Source organism: Streptomyces sp. NPDC048734 (assembly GCF_043198675.1).
GTDB lineage: Bacteria > Actinomycetota > Actinomycetes > Streptomycetales > Streptomycetaceae > Streptomyces.
Genome location: NZ_JBICUZ010000009.1, coordinates 1 through 18537, shown reverse-complemented (window position 1 = coordinate 18537; position 18537 = coordinate 1). Strand labels below are relative to the sequence as shown.

Below are 18537 nucleotides of genomic sequence, written 5' to 3'. Positions count from 1 at the left end.
CCCCGGCGGTGACCGATGGCGGCCTGACGGTCGGTGCATGAGCCGCCGGCGTCCGGGCCGCGGCAGACCATGGGTCCGGGTGATTGCGTCTGCCGTTGCACGCTCACGGGTTCGAAGAGGTCGTGCGGCTCAGGTGTGGTCCGGCCATGTCAGGCGCCGGGCGTAGTGAGCCCACACGACCACGATCATGAGTGCGGCTGTCATGCCGCCCAGGATCATGACCCTCGAGGGCGAGCTGCCGTCGACGACGAGTCCGCCGGCCAGGGCTCCGAGGGAGATCGTGGCCTGGAAGGAGGCGGTGAACATGACGGAAGCGGCTTCAGGGGTGGCGGGGGCCGCCTTGGTGAACCAGGTCTGGGAGGAGACGGGGACCGCCCCGTATCCCACGCCCCAGACGACGAGGAGGGCGATGGCTCCGGCTTTCCACTGGCCCAGCACGGGCAGGAGCAGCGTGGCGGCCGCGATCATGCCGGCGGCGGTGCCGAAGGTGGCCCGCGGGTGACGGCCCACCAGGGAGCCGCCCAGGAAATTACCGAGGATGCCTGCCGCGCCGTAGACGAGCAGGAAGACGGTGATGAGCCCGGAGCTGACCTCCGTGACCTGTTCGAGGAACGGGGTGACGTAGGTGTAGGTGCCGAAGTGCGCCAGGACGACCAGCACGGTCAGGAGCAGCGCGAAGCGGGTGGCGACGCTGTCGAGCATGCCGCGCAGTACGGTCGGGCGGGGCGTCCGGCGGGGCGGCAGCGGTGGCATGACGAGCAGCAGCATGATCAACCCGGCGACGGTGAGGCCCCCCACGGCGATGAACGCGGTGCGCCATCCGGCCAGGTCGCCGATCAACGTGCCGGCGGGCACGCCGAGTACGGAACCCAGTGGCACGGCGGAGAAGATCACCGCTGTTGCGCGCCCGACGGATTCGGCGGGTACCAAGCGTTCGGCCAGCGAGGCCCCGATGGACCAGAAGCCGCCGATCACGATCCCGACGATGACGCGGGAGACCAGGACGAGCCGGTAATCGGGCGCCGCTGCCGCCAGGAAGTTGGCTCCGGCGAGCAGGACCATGAAGACGCACAGCATCAGGCGGCGGTCGAGCCGCGCGGTCGCCACGGTGACGACCGGTGCGGCGATCGCCGCGAGGAAGCCGGGCATGGTCATCATCAGTCCGGCCATGCCGTCGGAGACGGTGAAGTCGGCGCCGATCTTGGTGAGAAGTCCGATCGGGAGGATTTCCGTGGTGACGATCGAGAAGATGCCCAGCATCACCGCGACGACGGCCGGCCATCCGATCACCGGGGACCGGTGCGGTGAAGCGGCCCCGCCGGAGTCGTATGTCGTGGCGGTGGTGGATGAGGCCATGGATTCCGTCCTGTGACGAGTGTGCTGTTGCGTGATCAGTCCAACAGGCGGATCGGAGCGAAGGCTGGCAGGTCTGCGACATCACCGCTGCGCGTGAGGGTGACGTCGCGAATCCGCTCGTGGGCGAAGGTGCGGTCATCGCAGGACACGGGGTTCGAGTGGGGGTGTTTCGGCGGTGCCGTACTGTCCCGTGAAGCCGTGGCGAGCTGTCGGTCCTCGTGCCCTCGCGCTTGGCCCTCAGGACGGCTGGACCTGGTCGAAGAGGGCGAGGGCTTCGGCGGGGTCCGGACTCACGAGGCGTTCCAGACCGGCCGTCGTGATCTTCGCCCATCTGCCCGCCCGTGCCCACATCCGTTCCTCGAAGGCGCGGACGGCCTCGTCCAGGTCTCCGGGACCGGTGGCGACGGACTCGGCGAGTTCGGCGCCTTCCAGCATCGCGAGGTTCGCGCCCGCCCCCAATGGGGGCATCAGATGGGTGGCGTCGCCCAGTAGCGTCACTCCGGGGACGTGGGTCCAGTGTGGGACACGGGCAGGACGTAGAGGGGGCGGTGGACGAAAGCTGTGCCATGGCGGAGCAGGCCGAGGACGGGAGCGGACCAGCCGTCGAACAGAGCCGGCAGGTTCGATCGCACGGCCTCGACGTCGGGCGATGACGCTCGTGGACGGTCCGTCAGGGAACGTACCGTTCCGGCAGGTCGACGAAAGACGAACAAGCCGGCGTTGATCAGACTCTGTTCCGCGGGCCTACCGGCCGGTATACAAGCGATGTTGGGCCTGTGGGACAGGAGCGTGTCCGGTCGCCGCGGTGTCGCGGGCTTCCGTATGCTCCGACGGCCGGTCCGGTGCCGCGGGCTGGCCGGGTTTCGAGGAAGGGGCACGATGAACCATCACACACGTCCGGGCGGCGTCCGCCCGCGACGGCGCCGCACCACGGCACTGGGCGCGGCGCTGAGCGGCTGCGCGCTCGTCGCCGGTGTCGGCACCTCGGCTCCCGCTTCGGCCGGAGAACGGCATTCCCCCCGCCCCGTGGACTACGTGGCGCTCGGCGACTCGTACACGTCCGGTCCGCTGGTTCCGCGCCAGGTCGACGCCAACTGCGCGCGCTCGGACCACAATTACCCCTCACTGGTGGCAGCCCGGTACAAGGTCGCCTCGTTCACGGACGTCAGCTGCAGCGGGGCCAAGACCGACGAGATGTGGAAGGCCCAGGGGACCAATGGGCCCCAACTGGGCGCCCTGAACCGGAACACCGACCTGGTGACGCTGCAGATCGGCGGCAACGACATGGGGTTCGGCCCCATCATCGGCACCTGCGCCGCACTCAGCTCCAGGGACCTGTCCGGCGACCCGTGCCGGCAGCACTACGCGTCTTCCGGCGTCGACCGGCTCGCGCTGAACATCCTCGAGACCGCGCCGAAGGTCGCCCGTGTGCTGCGTGCGGTGCACGAGCGGGCACCGCACGCACGCGTGGTGGTCGTCGGCTATCCCGCGCTCCTGCCCGACGACGGGAGCGGCTGCTACCCCTCGGTTCCCTTCGCCGCGAAAGACTTCCCCTACCTCCGGGACACGGGCAAGCGCCTGAACCAGATGCTGCGCCTGGTGGCGTGGCTGAACCGGGCCGAGTTCGTCGACACCTACGGTCCGTCCGTCGGGCACGACATGTGCAAGGCGCCGGCCGACCGCTGGGTCGAACCACTCCAGCCCACCGCGCCCGCCGCCCCCGCGCACCCCAACGCCAAGGGCATGGAGACCATGGCGAGCGCGGTCCTGGAGCGCCTGGGCAAGAGGGCCGGACACCGCTGACCGACCGGTTCCCGCCCTGTCCCGGCAAGGGACCCGGCGGGCGGGGAACACGGGTCGAGGCAGGTGCGTTGCGGCCCTTTTCTCCGCCGACCGGATCCGCCGGCCGGGACGGAGAGCGACTCCCCGGCCACCACCGGGCTGGACATCACCCGGTGGCCTGGTGGTCACCCGGCGTTCGGGCACGGCGGCCGCTGCTGCGCCGACTCGCCGCTCGCCCGGCCGGAGGCGGAGACCGCGTTCGGCCTCCTCTCCAGGCGGTTCCCGAGCATCCGGCTGAACGTCATGGCCGGACGGTCTCGCCGGACGCCCGGCATGTGCTCCGGAGCGTGCGGACCCTCCCTGTACGGCTCGTCGACGGCGACAGTGCGCCTGCCCTCCGTGCAGAGCGGACGACACTGGGCGTTCGTCCGCCGAGAGGGCGGTCCCACCGGCGCGTTGTCACTGGACGGCATCGGACAGCCCCTTGAGGCAGAAGGCCTTGCGGCCGTCGTCCTCACAGGGTGCGGCGTCGGTCTGCTTCTGGCCGGCCGGGAACCGGCCGGTGCCGGTGACGTAGGTGAGGAGCCTGCCCGGGCTGCCGTCGGTGCCGAGCCGACCGGCGGAGGCCACCTGCTCCGGGGTGAGGAGCACGCCCTGCTTCAGCTGCGCCCTGGCGTCCTCGGCGCCGATGCCGAGTTCGGCCGCGACGGCCTTGACGGTGCCGTCGGGGTCGGACTCGTTCACGAGACTGTGCGCATTCCATGAGACGGACGTGCTGGACCTGTGAGACCGGCGTGCTGGACGGTGCGCCGGAGCACCAGGACTCCACTCCCGACGAGGACGAGCGGGCCTCGGGCAGCACCATGCCGATCTGCGTCTCGCGTGCCTGCGGCCCCCGGCTGGTGCTCGGCCTCCGACGGGGAGGGCAACCGTATGAGGACTCAGTCGTCGTTTCTGGTGTTCTCGCCCGGCAGGAACCTCTGGCGAGCCCAGAGGCTCAGCAGTGCGGTTCCGCCGGCCACCAGCGGTACCGGGTCTCGGGCAAGCGGGGCCAGCACGTATCCCAGCGCTGTGGCCGTGCAAATCGTCAGGGGAACGAACGCCGCCGCACCCTCCATCCCCCATCGCAGCGCGGGCTGAGCGGCGCTCAGGGAGCTCGCCCCGCCAGGTACCCAAGGGCCGACAGCGACCACCAGCAGTCCCGCGGTGGCGCAGGCGTCGACCAGGTGACAGGACATCAGATCCGGGCAGTGCGGGCCGACCGCCCACAGCCGCAGGGTGTCGCCGACCAGCATCAGGGACAACCCCGCGATCCCGACCCACAAGGTGGCTCTCTGGTCGCTCCGTACGAGACGGCGCAGGGCGAACAGAAAACTGAGGAACACGACTTCGGCGGCCCACAGGACACCGACCATCCCCGTCCCCGGCCGCCAGCCGTCACCGGCCCCCCGCAGCAGTACCCACCCCGTCGTGAACACGGCCCCGGCGGTGACGACCCCGTCGAGCACGCGTCGCAGCAACACGTGCCGGTCTGTACCGGCGTCGGCCGCGACCACCAAACCGGCCATCCCCAGGCCGACCATCAGCGTCACTCCGGTGATCACCACCGGATCCAGCAACGATCGCGCACCCCGCCCCGAAGCCGGAGGCCTGGCCGACAACACGGTGACCGCTCCCCGGTACATGCCTGCGGCCACCGCGGAACCCCCCAACAGCAGCAGACGCGTCCGCACCCGTCCGCTCGTTCCCCTCGCGCGGAGCATCAGGGAGGCCGCCAACCCCAAGCAACCGGCGGACGGCCCGAAGACCGCCGTCCACACGGTCCCGCCACCGGCGGCCCACGAGCCGCCGAACGTCAGCACCGCTCCCACGAGACAAGCCACGCCGACCGCGCCCCAGGTCTGACGGCAGCGGCCCGCCCCGGACCTGAGCACACTCGGCGCCTTCCCCAACCCCGACATCAGGCGTGCCTTTCCACCGGTCTCCCGCCCGCAGGGCCTCCCCCGCGGCCCTCGGTTCCTTTCAGCAACCGTAAGGACCTGGCACCGGCCCCGAACGGAAGCGTCGGTTCATTCACTCGTACTGCGTAAGGGTGAGCGGTCGACAGCCCCTTCGCACGGTCGACGTCTGCGCGGAGCGTCCGGGGTGCGCTCCCGGCCCGCCGCCCCGGACCACGCGCCTGCTCTGCACCGACGGACCGGTCGAGTCCCCGCGCCGCTCCGTCCGATCGTGGACCGAGCCGGCCGCGCCGACACACGGCTTCCCTCACCCACCGGCCCCTGGACTCCTTCTGCGGCTCCCTGCCGGCCAGGTCCGCCCCGGCGACAACGACGACGTCATGATCGCGCTGCCCACCCTTCCCGCGCAGGAGCAATGCCCCCGAAGGCCGCGCGCCGGTGCCACGGACGAAGGGCGAACCGCCGCAGGCGGGCGCGCCGGTCGAAGACCCGCCTGATCCGCAGCAACTCGTGGGCGAGATCCCACCCGCCGGGCCACGCTCCGGGGTCTGCTGCGGGTGGGCTGCGGGATGCCGGCGCCGCCGCCGAAAAGGAGCCGGCCGGTGAGGAGCACCTCTGCGACGACCGCCGGGGTGAGCAGAGGAATCATGATCCGTTCGCCGCAGGGAGAAGACGCCGACCGCAGCGACCGACGTCACTTGGCGCAACCGGCCGGTATCGCCTCCGCAGCGCAGGTCCCACCGTGGGCTCAGCCCACCGGCGGCGGCCCACTGGTCCCCCGCACCACCAGTTTCGGCTCCAACACCGCCTCTCGCAGCTCCAGTTCGGGATCCTCCAGCCGCTCCACGGCGAACCGCACCGCGTGCTCGGCCATGAGCACCGCGTCCTGGCGCACGGTGGTCAGGCCGATCGGCATCAGGTGGGAGAGGTGGCTGTCGTCGTACCCGACGACGGACAGGTCGCGCGGCACCTCGACACCGGCTCGGGTCAGGGACATCAACAGCCCCATCGCGCTGCGGTCGTTGCCCGCGAGGACCGCCGTCGGCAGCGGCCACCCCTGCTCCCGTTCCGCCACCAGGAGAACGCCGGCCTCGACGCCCGACTCCTCGGTGTGCTCACCGGGGATGACCCGCGCCTCGGACTCCAGTCCGTGGCGCCGCATCGCCGCCCGGTAGGCGCGCCGCCGCTCGGCCGAGCCGGGGCCGCGGCCGCCGTCGATGTGCACGATCCTGCGGTGCCCCAGCTCGACGAGGTGGTCCGTCGCCTGACGTATGCCCTTGCCCTCGGCGGAGTGCACGAAGTCCACGTGGGCGTGCGCGACCCGACGGCTGACGGAGACGGCGACCGTGCGGTGGCCCACCTGGTCGAGGAAGGCGGGTTCCGCGAAGGAGCCGAGCAGGATCACCGCCTCGCAGCGGTGGCTGAGCAGCGCCTCGACGGCCTTCTCCTCGCTGCGACCGGGGGTGGCGCCGGACAGCAGGACCTCGTAACCGAGGTGCTCGGCCGCGGGATAGATGGCCTCGATGAGGTTGGTGTGGAAGGTCTGCTGCACGGTGAACATCACGCCGAGCGTGCGGCTGCGGCCGCGTGCCAGCAGCCTGGCCGCGCTGTCGGGCCGGTAACCGATCTCGTCGGCCACCCGCAACACCCGTTCCCGGCTCTCCTCGCTCGCGCCCGGCTGGTTGCGGAACACGATCGAGACGAGTGCCCGCGAGACACCGGCCCTCGCGGCGACGTCCGCCATGGTGGGCCGCTGCTTGCCCGATCCGTCCACCTGTGAACCCACTCTCCGACGCCGCCCACCCTAGGGCCTGCCTGGCGGCGATCTGAAATCTCCCGGCAACAGGGTATTGACATGACATTTGGACAGGGGTGATCGTACTGCACTAGAGCGCGCTAGTAGAGCGCGGCAACAAGTCTTCCGTGACAGTCGCCCGGAGTCTCCGGAGTGAAGGGAAACCAAGCGTGATGCGGTTCGAAGTGCTGACCATGGGCCGCGTGGGGGTAGATGTGTATCCGCTCCAGACGGGTGTGGGACTGGCCGAGGTCACCTCGTTCGGCAAGTACCTGGGCGGCAGCCCGACCAATGTCGCCGTCGCGGCCGCCCGTTACGGCCGCTCCTCGGCCGTGATCACCAAGACCGGCCGGGACCCGTTCGGCGACTTCGTCCGCGCGGCCCTGGAGGGGTACGGCGTCGACAGCCGCTTCGTGGGCACGTCGGCCGTCGCGCCGACCCCCGTGACGTTCTGCGAGATCTTCCCGCCGGACGACTTCCCGCTCTACTTCTACCGGCTGCCCAAGGCCCCCGACCTCGACATCAGCGCGGGTGAGCTGGACCTGGACGCCGTGCACGACGCACGGATCTTCTGGATGACCGGGACCGGGCTGAGCGAGGAGCCGAGCCGCTCGGCCACGCTCGCGGCGCTGGCGCACCGGGCGAAGGCCGGGCCGACGGTCTTCGACCTGGACTGGCGGCCGATGTTCTGGGCCGACCCGGACCAGGCCCGTACGTATTACGCGCAGGCCTTGCGGCACACCACGGTCGCGGTCGGCAACCTCGACGAGTGCGAGGTCGCCACCGGTGAACGGGAGCCCTACGCCGCCGCGAAGGCGCTGCTCGCCGCCGGCGTCGAACTGGCGGTGGTGAAGCGGGGCCCGAAGGGTGTGCTGGCGATGGACCGGGACGGTACGGCCGCCGAGATCCCGCCGGTCCCGGTGGACGTGGCCAACGGCCTCGGCGCCGGGGACGCCTTCGGCGGTGCGCTGTGCCACGGGCTGCTGTCCGGCTGGGACACCCGCCGCACCGTCGCCTTCGCCAACGCCGCCGGCGCGATCGTCGCGGGCCGGCTGTCCTGCTCCGACGCGATGCCGACCGAGGCCGAGGTCTGCACCAAGCTGCGCGAGGCCACCCTCGCCTCCACCTCACGTCCCGCCTCCACCTCCACCTCACCTTCCACCTCCACCTCCACCTCCGCTGAACGAAAGGCGTGACGCCGTGGCCGACAACATGAGCCGGATCGTGGCCGCCCGGGTGACCGACCCCGACGCCGTCACGGCCGCCGCCGCACGCCGGGTCAAGGCCGCCTCGCCCATCGGTGAGCACGGCAGAGCAATGGTCATCGCCGCCGACCATCCCGCGCGTGGCGCCAACGGCGTGGGCGGCGACCCGAGCGCCATGGCCGACCGCGCCCGGCTCCTGGACCGCCTCTGCATCGCCCTGGAACGGCCCGGCGTGACCGGTGTCCTGGCCACCGCCGACATTCTCGAGGACCTGCTGCTGCTCGGCGTCCTGGACGGCAAGAGCGTCTTCGGCTCCATGAACCGCGCCGGGCTCGCGGGTTCGGTGTTCGAGATCGACGACCGGTTCACCGGCTACGACGCCGAGACGATCGCCGCGATGGGATTCGACGGCGGCAAGATGCTCACCCGCATCGCCCTCGACGACCCGGCCACCCCCTCCGCCCTGGAGAACACCGCCCGCGCGGTCAACGAACTGAACGACCGGCAGCTCATCGCCATGGTCGAGCCGTTCCTCTCCGCCTGGCAGGACGGCCGGGTCCGCAACGACCTCTCCCCCGACGCCGTCATCAAGTCGATCACCATCGCGTCCGGCCTGGGCCGCCGCACGACCTACACCTGGCTGAAGCTGCCGGTCGTGGACGACATGGAACGCGTCCTCGCCGCCTCCACCCTGCCGGCGCTCCTGCTGGGCGGCGAGGTCACCGACCCCGACGCGGCCTTCGCCTCCTGGGGCAGGGCCCTCAAGCAGCCGACCGCGCAGGGCCTGGTCGTCGGCCGCTCCCTGCTCTACCCCTCCAACGGCGACGTCGCCGGTGCGGTGGACAAGGCGGTGAGCCTGCTGTGAACGACGCGAGCACCTACCACCTGCCCAAGGGGACTTCGGCCGACGGCCCCTACGACGTCCAGGTCACACCCGAGTCGGCGGGCTGGGGTTACTGCGGCCTCAGGATCCTGACGCTGAGGCCGGGCGGGGCACACGCCCTGTCCACCGGCGACTCCGAGTACCTGGTCCTGCCCCTGAGGGGTTCCTGCACCGTCACCACGGACGGCAAGGCCTTCGCACTCACCGGGCGGACGGACGTGTTCGCCTCCACCACCGACTTCGCCTACCTCCCCCGCGCGTCGGAGGCCCTCGTCGGCAGCACGTCCGGCGGGACGTTCGCGCTGCCCTTTGCCCGTGCCGAGCGGAACGACTTCCCCGCCCGGTACGGGCGGGCGGAGGACGTGCCCGTGGAACTGCGCGGCGCCGGAGCCTGCTCGCGGCAGGTCAACAACTACTGCCTGCCCGGCACGTTCGAAGCCGAGCAGTTGCTGGTGTGCGAGGTCCTCACACCCGGCGGCAACTGGTCCTCGTATCCACCGCACAAGCACGACGAGGCCCGTCCCGGCCAGGAGTCGGAACTGGAGGAGATCTACTACTTCCAGGTCTCGGGTGAGAACGGCTTCGGCTACCAGCGCGTCTACGGCACCCCCGAGCGGCCGATCGACGTGCTCGCCGAGGTCCGCTCCGGCGACACCGTGCTGATCCCGCACGGCTGGCACGGCCCCTCCGTCGCCGCCCCCGGCTACGACCTCCACTACCTCAATGTCATGGCCGGCCCCGGCCAGGACCGCGCCTGGCTGATCTGCGACGACCCCGACCACGGCTGGGTGCGCGGCACGTGGGACACACAAGACATCGACGACCGGCTGCCGTTCGGCGCCGAGGAGACCGACTGATGGACACGATCAGGCTCACCACCGCCCAGGCCCTGGTGCGGTTCCTCGCCGCCCAGTACAGCGAGCGCGACGGCCAGGAACAGCGGCTGCTCCCCGGCGTGTGGGGCATCTTCGGTCACGGCAACGTCGCCGGGATCGGGCAGGCCCTGCTGCAGGCCGCCGTCACCCGCGAGGCCGACCTGCCCTACTACCTCGCCCGCAACGAGCAGGGCATGGTCCACGCCTCCGTCGCCTACGCCAAGATGCGCGACCGCCTGGCCACCTTCGCCTGCACCGCCTCCACCGGCCCCGGTTCCACCAACATGATCACCGGCGCGGCCCTTGCCACCACCAACCGGCTTCCGGTGCTGCTGCTGCCCAGCGACATGTTCGCCACCCGCGCCGCCGACCCCGTCCTGCAGCAGCTGGAGGACACCCGCGGCGGCGACGTCACCGTCAACGACGCCTTCCGCGCCGTCTCCAAGTACTTCGACCGCGTCTCCCGCCCCGAGCAGCTCGTCCCCGCCGCGCTGGCCGCGATGCGGGTGCTCACCGACCCCGTCGAAACCGGCGCCGTCACCCTCGCCCTGCCCCAGGACGTGCAGGCCGAGGCCTACGACTGGCCGCTCTCCTTCTTCCGGCGCCGGGTGTGGCACGTGGGCCGCCCGGTGCCGGAACCGGACGCCGTCGAGCGGGCCGCGCGGCTGCTGCGCAACGCGAGGAAGCCGCTGATCGTGGCCGGCGGAGGTGCCGTCTACTCCGGCGCCGAGACCGCCCTGCGGGCCTTCGCCGAGGCCACCGGCATCCCCGTCGCCGACACCCACGCCGGCAAGGGCGCGGTCCCCTGGGACCATCCGTGCGCGGCCGGAGGCATCGGCTCCACCGGCTCGTACGCCGCCAACGAGCTCGCGCGCGAGGCCGACGTCGTGCTCGGCATCGGCACCCGCTACAGCGACTTCACCACCGCCAGCCACACCGTGTTCGGCAACCCGGACGTCGCCTTCGTCAACCTCAACGTGGCCCGCCTGGACGCCGTCAAACACTCCGCCCATCCGCTGGTCGCCGATGCCCGCCTCGGCGTCCAGGCCCTCGCGGGGGAACTCACGGACTGGGAGGTCGACCCCGCCTACCGTGCTCGCACCCGCGAACTGATCGCCCGGACACGGGAGATCGAGGAGGAGTGCTTCGCGCCCACCCGCAGCACCGGCGATCTGCCCGCCCAGACCCAGATCCTCGGCACGCTCAACGACGTCCTCGACGACCGGGCCGTGGTCATCAACGCGGCCGGCTCCATGCCCGGAGACCTGCAGCAACTGTGGCGGGCCCGGGATCCGAAGGCCTACCACGTCGAGTACGCCTACTCCTGCATGGGCTACGAGGTGGCCGCCGGTGTCGGCGTCAAGATGGCCGACCCCTCCCGCGAGGTCGTCGTCCTCGTCGGCGACGGCTCCTACCTGATGATGGCCCAGGAGATCGTCACCATGGTCTCCGAGGGCCTGAAGGTCATCGTCGTCCTCGTCCAGAACCACGGCTTCGCCTCCATCGGCGCCCTGTCCGAGTCGCTCGGCTCGCAGCGCTTCGGCACCAGGTACCGCTACCGGGACGACGATTCCGGCCTTCTCGACGGCGACACGCTGCCCGTGGATCTGGCTGCGAACGCGTCCAGCCTGGGCGCGGACGTCCTGCACGCCACCAGCGTCGAGGAGTTCCGTTCGGCGATGGAGAAGGCCAAGGCCGCGAGCCGCACCACCGTCGTCCACGTCGAGACCGACCTCTACGGTCCCAACCCGCCCGGCCACGGCTGGTGGGACGTTCCGGTCAGCCAGACCTCCGCCCTGGAGTCCACCCGCACCGCCTACGACGCCTACGCCGCCCACAAGCAGGCCCAGCGGCACTACCTGTAAGTCCCTTCCCCGTAAAGGAAACCCGCATCGTGAAGACCATCGAGCACTGGATCAACGGCTCGCCCACCGCCGGCGCGATCCCGCAGACGGCCCCCGTTTTCAACCCCGCCACCGGCCAGGAGCAGGCCCGGGTCGCCCTGGGCTCGGCCGCCGACGTGGACGCCGCCGTCACCGCGGCCTCGACCGCCTTCGAGACCTGGTCGGAGTCCTCCCTGACGCAGCGCACCCAGGTCATGTTCGCCTTCCGCCGGCTCCTCGTCGACCACGAGGAGGAACTCGCACGGATCATCTCCGCAGAACACGGCAAGACCGTCGACGACGCGCGCGGTGAGATCACCCGCGGCCGCGAGGTCGTCGAATTCGCCTGCGGTCTCGGTGACGTCCTGAAGGGATCCTTCTCCGACCAGGTCTCCCGCGGCATCGACGTCCACGACTTCCGCCAGCCCCTCGGCGTCGTCGCCGGCATCACCCCCTTCAACTTCCCCGCCATGGTCCCGCTGTGGATGCACCCCATGGCCATCGCCACCGGCAACACCTTCGTCCTCAAGCCCAGCGAACGCGACCCGTCCGCGGCCAACTTCGTCGCCGAGCTGTACCAGAAGGCCGGCCTGCCCGACGGCGTGTTCAACGTCGTGCACGGCGGCAAGCCCGCCGTCGACGCCGTCCTGGCCCACCCCGGCGTCGAAGCCGTCTCCTTCGTCGGCTCCACCCCCATCGCCAAGTACGTCCACGAGCAGGCCACCGCGCGCGGCAAGCGCGTCCAAGCCCTCGGTGGTGCCAAGAACCACGCCGTCGTCCTGCCCGACGCCGACCTCGAGTTCGCCGCCGACCACATCACCGCCGGTGCCTACGGCTCCGCCGGCGAACGCTGCATGGCCCTCTCCGTCGCCGTCGCCGTCGGCGAGGCCGCCGACGCACTCGTCGAGGTGCTGGAACGCAAGGCCCGCGAAGTCAGGGTCGGCCCCGGCGACGCCCCCGGTACCGAGATGGGCCCGCTGGTGACCAGGGCCGCACGGGAGCGTGTCGAGCATGCGGTCACAACGGCCGCCGCGCAGGGCGCCACTGTCGTCGTCGACGGCCGCGGACTGAAGGTCGGCGGCCATGAAGAGGGCTTCTTCACCGGCCCCTCCCTCCTCGACCACGTCACCACCCGGATGGACGCCTACCAGGAGGAGCTCTTCGGCCCTGTTCTCGCCGTCGTCCGCGCCGAGTCCCTCGACGAGGCCATCGACCTGATCAACGCCAATCCCTACGGCAACGGCACCGCCCTGTTCACCGCCTCCGGGGAGGCCGCCCGCCGCTTCCAGCGCAACGTCAAGGTCGGCATGATCGGCATCAACGTGCCGGTGCCCGTCCCGATGTCGTACTACTCCTTCGGCGGCTGGAAGGACTCCCTCATCGGCGACTCCCCCATCCACGGTCCCGAAGGCATCCGCTTCTACACGCGCCCCAAGGTCGTCACCACCCGCTGGCCCCAGCCCCAGCCCACGCACCGCACGACCGCCGGTTTCGACTTCCCCACCTCCAGCTGAAGGCCCCCCCTCGCCTTCTCCCTCGCCCTCTCCCCCGAAGGACACACCATGGCAACGGCGCCATCATCCCTGCGCACCACCGCGGGCAACCTGTGCCTGGGCTCCGCCCCCGACTCCTGGGGCGTCTGGTTCCCCGAGGACGAACACCAGGTGTCGTACACCCGCTTCCTCGACGAGCTGGCCGAGGCGGGTTACCGGTGGCTCGAACTGGGCCCGTACGGCTACCTCCCCACCGACCCGCAGCGGCTGGGGGACGAGCTGGCCTCCCGTGGGCTCCAGGTATCCGGCGGCACCGCCTTCGGCGCGCTGCACCGGCCGGAGGCCTGGGACGAGATGCTCGCCCACGTCAGGCAGGTGGCCGCGCTCACGGCCGCCGCGGGCGCCCATCACCTGGTCCTCATCCCGCCCATGTACCGGGACGAGAGGACCGGCGCCTTCACCGAGTCCCCCGAGCTGACCGCCGAACAGTGGGCCGGATTCGGCCGCAACGCCGACCGGCTGGGCCGGCTGCTCCTGGACGAGTACGACGTGCGGCTCGTCATCCATCCGCACGCCGACAGCCACATCCAGACCCAGCCGGAGATCGAGCGGCTGCTCAACGAGTCCGACGGCCGCCACACCAACCTGTGCCTGGACACCGGCCACGTGGCCTACGGCGGCGGCGACAACCTCGACCTCATCCGCCGCTTCGGCGAGCGGGTCGGCTACGTCCACATCAAGCAGATGGACCCCGAGATCCTCGCCCAGGTGGCCGCGGAGGACCTGTCGTTCGGCGAGGCCGTCAAGCGCGGGGTGTGTGTCTCGCCTCCCGCGGGCGTGCCGAACCCGGCCGACGTGGTAGCCGAACTCGGCAGGCTCGACGCCGAGTTGTTCGTGATCGTCGAACAGGACCTGTACCCGTGTGCTCCCGAGGTGCCGCTGCCCATCGCGGTCAGCACCCGTGAGCATCTGCTCGGCTGCGGGCTGGCGGGTACCCGACGCTCGGCCGTTCCTGACGCCCATGGACGTCAGGAACGACGACACGGCACAGGCCCGCGGTACTCCGGCAGCCGGTGACAACCCTCCTGCCGCCTCCCGGCGGCTGCGGCTCATCACCGTCATCGCCACCTTCGGCGGGCTCCTCTCCGCTTCCAGCAGGACGCGATCTCGCCGGTGACCCGGCTGACGCTCTCGGAGATCTTCCTGATGCGGATGCGCGGCTTCGGCACGGGCGTCGCGGCCGTGGTGCTGTGGCTGACCGACTTCGCGATCGGACTGGTCTTCCCGTCCCCGGTCGACGGCATCGGGATCTCCCACATTTTCTTCCTCTTCGCGGTGGCGGGCGTCCTCTCCCTCACCTTCGTCAAGCTCCACGTGCCCGAGACCAAGGGCCGCACCCTCGAAACCCTTGAAGCGGAACTTCGCGCCCGCTTCTCCCGACCTTCCGCAGTAAGGACTCGACCATGACCGTACGTGTAGGCGTCATCGGCGCCGGAATGATCGGCCAGGACCACATCCGGCGACTCACCGAGGTCGTCACGGGGGCCGCCGTGACGGCGGTGACCGACATCGACGCGGCCCGTGCCGCCGAGGTCGCCGCCCGCGTCGGCGCGACCGCGCTGCCCACGGGCGCCGATCTGATCGCCTCCTCCGGCGTGGACGCCGTCCTCGTCACCTCCTGGGGACCCACCCACGCCGAGCACGTGCTCGCCGCCGTCGCCGCCGGGAAGCCGGTGTTCTGCGAGAAGCCCCTCGCCACCACCGCCGAGGACTGTCTGCGCATCGTCGACGCCGAACGCGCCCGCGGCAGCCGCCTCGTCCAGGTCGGCTTCATGCGCCGCTTCGACCCCGGCTACCGCCAGATGAAGGAGGTCATCGCCTCCGGCTCCGTCGGCACCCCGCTGATCGTCCACTGCGCCCACCGCAATCCCACCGTGCCGGACTCCTACACCTCCGCGATGGCCGCGCAGGACACGGCCGTGCACGAGATCGACGTGCTGCGCTGGCTGCTCGACGACGAGATCGTCGCCGCCCAGGTGATCACCCCGCGCGCCACCGGCAAGCGGTTCGGCCACCTCAAGGACCCGCAGCTCATGTACTTCGAGACCGCGAACGGCGTCCGCATCGACCTCGAGGTCTTCGTCAACTGCCAGTACGGCTACGACATCCAGTGCGAGACAGTCGGAGAGGAGGGCCTGGTCCGCCTGCCCGATCCCGCCGCCGTCGTCGTCCGCGCCGCCGGCCGGCACGGCACCACCGTCCCGCAGGACTGGAAGGCCCGCTTCGCCGACGCCTTCGACACCGAGTTCCGCGAATGGATCGCCTCCGTCGCGGCCGGTGGCGAGCCCACCGGACCCTCCGCCTGGGACGGCTACGCCGCCACCGTCATCACCGACGCCGCCGTGCGCTCCCTGGAGTCCGACGGCACGGTCGTCACCGTCGACATCAAGCCCCGACCCGCCCTCTACGGAGGCACCGCATGAAGATCGCCCTCGACCCGTACATGTTCCGCACCCTGCCGATCGACGACATGGTGCGCACGGTCGCCGAACTCGGTTACGAGTACATCGAGTTGTCGCCCCGCGACGACTTCATGCCGTTCTTCCTGCACCCGCGCGCCGACGGCGGGCGGATCGCCGAACTGAAGAGCTCCCTGCGTACGCACGGCGTGCAACTGTCCTCCGTACTGCCGCTGTACAAGTGGTCCTCACCGGACGAGACCGAACGGCAGGCCGCGGTGCGCTACTGGAAGCGGATGATCGAGATCACCGCCGACCTCGGATGCCCGCTGATGAACTCGGAGTTCAACGGCCGCCCCGAGCGCGCCGCCGAGAGCGAGGCCGCCTTCTGGCGCTCCCTGGAGGAACTGCTCCCCCTCTTCGAACGGGAGGGCATCGCCCTCAACCTGGAGGCGCATCCGGACGACTTCTGCGAGGAGAACAACCCCGCCGTCGATCTCGTCCGTGCGATCGACAAACCCTGGGTCAACTATCTGTACTGCGCTCCGCACTCCTTCCACCTCTCCGGAACGGATCCGACGGCGGACGTCACGGCGATGATGCGCTACGCCGGCGACAGGCTGAAGCACGTGCACATCGCTGATTCCTTCAACCACAAGGGCTCCTCCGGACTGCGCTACATCCTCAACCCACCCGGCACCACCGCCCGCATCCACCAGCACCTGGACATCGGCCAGGGCGAGGTCGACTGGGACGCGTTCTTCGGCACACTGCGCGAGCTGGACTTCGACGGTGTCGCCACCGCCTGCGTATTCGCCTGGGAGGAACGGGCCCGGGAGTCCTCCGCGTTCATGCTCGACCGCATCACCAGGGAACTGGTGGCCTGAACCAGCCCTGCGTCTCTCCGGGACCGCGGTGACGGCGAGCCGCCCTCAGGGTTCGCAGGAGAACAACATGCGGGTGGGTGTCGCGCCGGCCCGGGACGTCAAGTCCCCGATCCCGCCAGCGATTCCCCGCGCGCCTCAGGACCCCTGCACTCCGGGTGCGCTCCGGGCGCCCGGGCCGCGCGGTCCGGCACCTCGGCGCGTTGCCGGAGGGCCCTGACAGCGCCTGCCCGGGCTCTCGCCCGCGCTCGGACAGGGGATGTGCCCACCGAGGGCTCTCCGGCTCCTTCCTGCTCCTCACGGCTCCCTGTGGTGCGCGACGCCAGGGCCGCCGTGCGCCCGCGCACGAATCACCAATCATGTCGATACGTCCTGACAAGGTTATTGACATCACCGGTGACTCAATCCATAGTACGAGCCACTAGCGCGCGCTAATAAAGCGCTCCAGCGACGTGATCAGGTGGTCCGCACCAAGACCGCCGAGCACCGTGTTCCGTCACCGGACAAGGCACCCTCGCTTGCGCTCGCCGGCCCCGGAGACCGAGGGCACGTCCCTCGGTCACGGTCGCGGACCCACCAGCCCAGGATCCCGCCGCAGGGCCTCCCCGCCATCAGCCCGCGTCCCCACACATACGGCCACAGCGACCGGCCCGCCCACACCCGAAGCCGCTCCACCCCATCCAGCACAACCCACCCTGACCAGCACAGTGAGGTGCGAGGGACATGCACAGACACCACCGAGCCGCCACCCTGGCCGCCGCCGTTCTCACCGGCGCACTGCTCGCCACCGGATGCTCCAGCAGCTCCGGCGGGAAGAAGTCCGAGGAAGGCGACGCCGCCGCCTCCGCGGGCAAGGCCACCACTCCCCGCATGACCGTGGCCGTGATCACCCACGCCGCCCCCGGCGACACCTTCTGGGACATCGTCCGCAAGGGTGCCCAGGCCGCCGCCGCCAAGGACAACGTCAAGCTCGTCTACTCCAGCGACCCCAACGCCGGGAACCAGGCCAACCTGGTGCAGAACGCGATCGACCAGAAGGTCGACGGCATCGCGCTCACCGCCGCCAAGCCCGACGCCATGAAGGACGTCGTCGCCAAGGCCGAGGCGGCCGGCATCCCGGTCGTCGGCTTCAACTCCGGCGTGGGCAACTGGAAGGAGCTCGGCATGCTCGAGTACTTCGGCCAGGACGAGAACATCGCCGGCCAGGCATTCGGCGAACGCCTCAACCAGCTCGGCGCCAAGCACACCCTCTGCGTCATCCAGGAGCAGGGGCAGGTCGCCCTCGAAGCCCGCTGCGCCGGTCTGAAGAAGGGCTTCAGCGGCAAGACCGACATCCTCTACGTCAACGGCGCCGACATGCCCTCGGTGAAGTCGACGATCACCGCCAAGCTCAAGCAGGACTCCTCCATCGACCAGGTGGTCACCCTCGGCGCCCCCATCGCGCTGACCGCAGTGCAGTCGCTCTCCGACGCGGGCGCCAAGGCCAAGATCGCGACCTTCGACCTGAACAAGGAGCTGGTCAAGGCCGTCCAGGACGGCACGATCGAATTCGCCGTCGACCAGCAGCCCTACCTCCAGGGCTACCTCGCCGTCGACTCCCTCTGGCTCTACAAGACCAACGGCAACTTCAGCGGCGGCGGCACCGCGCCCGTCCTCACCGGCCCGGCCTTCATCACCAAGGACAACGCCGACGCGGTCGCCGCGTTCGCCGCGAAGGGCACCCGGTGATGAGCATGACCCAGCAGGCTGCGCCGGCGGTGACCCCACCGCCGGTCCCCGGCCCGGAGGAGACCGACGGCCGGACCTCCCGACGCCCCCTGGCCCTGCGGCTGCTGGCCAGGCCCGAGGTGGGGGTCTTCCTCGGCGCCGTCGCGGTGTACGTCTTCTTCCTGGTCACGGCCCCGCCGGTGCGCGACGGCAGCTCGATGGCGAACGTCCTGTACCAGTCCTCCACGATCGGGATC

At 70.8% G+C, this 18537-nt stretch carries 15 protein-coding genes and 3 pseudogenes; 13 read left to right on the top strand and 5 right to left on the bottom strand.

Annotated features, from left to right (window positions below; all coding sequences use genetic code 11):
• Positions 1–129: 129 nt before the first annotated feature.
• Together ACGFQC_RS23190 and ACGFQC_RS23185 are read right to left on the bottom strand one after the other, a co-directional pair.
• Positions 130–1356 (bottom strand): MFS transporter, encoded by a 1227-nt coding sequence (locus tag ACGFQC_RS23190; RefSeq protein WP_363092695.1) that lies wholly within the window; start codon positions 1354–1356, stop codon positions 130–132.
• A gap of 237 nt (positions 1357–1593) precedes the next feature.
• Positions 1594–2000, bottom strand: a pseudogene (locus tag ACGFQC_RS23185) (FAD-dependent oxidoreductase); the annotation flags it as partial.
• A 235-nt stretch (positions 2001–2235) separates the two neighbouring features.
• Here ACGFQC_RS23185 and ACGFQC_RS23180 point away from each other — a divergent pair.
• Entirely contained in the window at positions 2236–3159 is a 924-nt protein-coding gene (locus tag ACGFQC_RS23180; protein ID WP_363092696.1) for an SGNH/GDSL hydrolase family protein, read from the top strand.
• A 438-nt stretch (positions 3160–3597) separates the two neighbouring features.
• On the opposite strand, the gene ACGFQC_RS23175 is transcribed toward ACGFQC_RS23180, so the two are convergent.
• Positions 3598–3882, bottom strand: coding sequence for a hypothetical protein (locus ACGFQC_RS23175; RefSeq protein ID WP_393288588.1), 285 nt, complete (start codon positions 3880–3882; stop codon positions 3598–3600).
• A gap of 197 nt (positions 3883–4079) precedes the next feature.
• On the bottom strand, positions 4080–4742 hold the full coding sequence (locus ACGFQC_RS23170; protein ID WP_363092709.1) for a hypothetical protein: 663 nt from the start codon (positions 4740–4742) through the stop codon (positions 4080–4082).
• Here ACGFQC_RS23170 and ACGFQC_RS23165 point away from each other — a divergent pair.
• Positions 4735–5043, top strand: coding sequence for a hypothetical protein (locus ACGFQC_RS23165; RefSeq protein ID WP_363092697.1), 309 nt, complete (start codon positions 4735–4737; stop codon positions 5041–5043). The genes ACGFQC_RS23170 and ACGFQC_RS23165 overlap by 8 nt on opposite strands.
• Before the next feature lie 801 nt (positions 5044–5844).
• On the opposite strand, the gene ACGFQC_RS23160 is transcribed toward ACGFQC_RS23165, so the two are convergent.
• The gene (locus ACGFQC_RS23160) at positions 5845–6840 is read right to left on the bottom strand and encodes a LacI family DNA-binding transcriptional regulator (protein ID WP_363092706.1); all 996 of its coding nucleotides are present in this window, start codon (positions 6838–6840) and stop codon (positions 5845–5847) included.
• Between the two features lie 224 nt (positions 6841–7064).
• On the opposite strand from ACGFQC_RS23160, the gene iolC reads away from it, so the two are divergent.
• The 11 genes and pseudogenes from iolC to ACGFQC_RS23105 form a co-directional block, all read left to right on the top strand.
• Positions 7065–8087, top strand: a complete 1023-nt coding sequence (gene iolC / locus ACGFQC_RS23155; protein ID WP_363092707.1) for a 5-dehydro-2-deoxygluconokinase — start codon at positions 7065–7067, stop codon at positions 8085–8087.
• Positions 8088–8103: 16 nt separating this feature from the next.
• On the top strand, positions 8104–8961 hold the full coding sequence (locus tag ACGFQC_RS23150; RefSeq protein ID WP_363092708.1) for an aldolase: 858 nt from the start codon (positions 8104–8106) through the stop codon (positions 8959–8961).
• The gene (iolB, locus tag ACGFQC_RS23145) at positions 8958–9836 is read left to right on the top strand and encodes a 5-deoxy-glucuronate isomerase (RefSeq protein WP_363092698.1); all 879 of its coding nucleotides are present in this window, start codon (positions 8958–8960) and stop codon (positions 9834–9836) included. The genes ACGFQC_RS23150 and iolB overlap by 4 nt, the downstream gene beginning before the upstream one ends.
• Entirely contained in the window at positions 9836–11719 is a 1884-nt protein-coding gene (iolD, locus tag ACGFQC_RS23140; protein ID WP_363092699.1) for a 3D-(3,5/4)-trihydroxycyclohexane-1,2-dione acylhydrolase (decyclizing), read from the top strand. The genes iolB and iolD overlap by 1 nt, the downstream gene beginning before the upstream one ends.
• Before the next feature lie 29 nt (positions 11720–11748).
• Positions 11749–13251: a CoA-acylating methylmalonate-semialdehyde dehydrogenase gene (locus ACGFQC_RS23135; protein WP_363092700.1), complete on the top strand. Its 1503-nt coding sequence runs from the start codon at positions 11749–11751 to the stop codon at positions 13249–13251.
• 48 nt (positions 13252–13299) lie between these two features.
• The gene (locus tag ACGFQC_RS23130) at positions 13300–14307 is read left to right on the top strand and encodes a TIM barrel protein (RefSeq protein WP_363092701.1); all 1008 of its coding nucleotides are present in this window, start codon (positions 13300–13302) and stop codon (positions 14305–14307) included.
• Between the two features lie 66 nt (positions 14308–14373).
• Positions 14374–14697, top strand: a pseudogene (locus tag ACGFQC_RS23125) (MFS transporter); the annotation flags it as partial.
• On the top strand, positions 14694–15713 hold the full coding sequence (locus tag ACGFQC_RS23120; protein ID WP_363092702.1) for a Gfo/Idh/MocA family oxidoreductase: 1020 nt from the start codon (positions 14694–14696) through the stop codon (positions 15711–15713). The pseudogene ACGFQC_RS23125 and the gene ACGFQC_RS23120, both read left to right, overlap by 4 nt.
• On the top strand, positions 15710–16576 hold the full coding sequence (locus ACGFQC_RS23115) for a sugar phosphate isomerase/epimerase (protein ID WP_363092703.1): 867 nt from the start codon (positions 15710–15712) through the stop codon (positions 16574–16576). Before ACGFQC_RS23120 ends, ACGFQC_RS23115 begins: the two co-directional genes overlap by 4 nt.
• Positions 16577–17296: 720 nt before the next feature.
• On the top strand, positions 17297–18301 hold the full coding sequence (locus tag ACGFQC_RS23110; protein ID WP_363092704.1) for a sugar ABC transporter substrate-binding protein: 1005 nt from the start codon (positions 17297–17299) through the stop codon (positions 18299–18301).
• Positions 18301–18537: pseudogene (locus ACGFQC_RS23105) on the top strand (ABC transporter permease); the annotation flags it as partial. The gene ACGFQC_RS23110 and the pseudogene ACGFQC_RS23105, both read left to right, overlap by 1 nt.

Bases quoted from the DNA above. Each gene is read 5' to 3' on its own strand.
- ACGFQC_RS23190 (WP_363092695.1), bottom strand. From the start codon at position 1,356: ATGGCCTCATCCACCACCGCCACGACATACGACTCCGGCGGGGCCGCT.
- ACGFQC_RS23180 (WP_363092696.1), top strand. From the start codon at position 2,236: ATGAACCATCACACACGTCCGGGCGGCGTCCGCCCGCGACGGCGCCGC.
- ACGFQC_RS23160 (WP_363092706.1), bottom strand. From the start codon at position 6,840: ATGGCGGACGTCGCCGCGAGGGCCGGTGTCTCGCGGGCACTCGTCTCG.
- iolC (WP_363092707.1), top strand. From the start codon at position 7,065: ATGCGGTTCGAAGTGCTGACCATGGGCCGCGTGGGGGTAGATGTGTAT.
- ACGFQC_RS23150 (WP_363092708.1), top strand. From the start codon at position 8,104: ATGAGCCGGATCGTGGCCGCCCGGGTGACCGACCCCGACGCCGTCACG.
- iolD (WP_363092699.1), top strand. From the start codon at position 9,836: ATGGACACGATCAGGCTCACCACCGCCCAGGCCCTGGTGCGGTTCCTC.
- ACGFQC_RS23130 (WP_363092701.1), top strand. From the start codon at position 13,300: ATGGCAACGGCGCCATCATCCCTGCGCACCACCGCGGGCAACCTGTGC.
- ACGFQC_RS23120 (WP_363092702.1), top strand. From the start codon at position 14,694: ATGACCGTACGTGTAGGCGTCATCGGCGCCGGAATGATCGGCCAGGAC.
- ACGFQC_RS23115 (WP_363092703.1), top strand. From the start codon at position 15,710: ATGAAGATCGCCCTCGACCCGTACATGTTCCGCACCCTGCCGATCGAC.
- ACGFQC_RS23110 (WP_363092704.1), top strand. From the start codon at position 17,297: ATGCACAGACACCACCGAGCCGCCACCCTGGCCGCCGCCGTTCTCACC.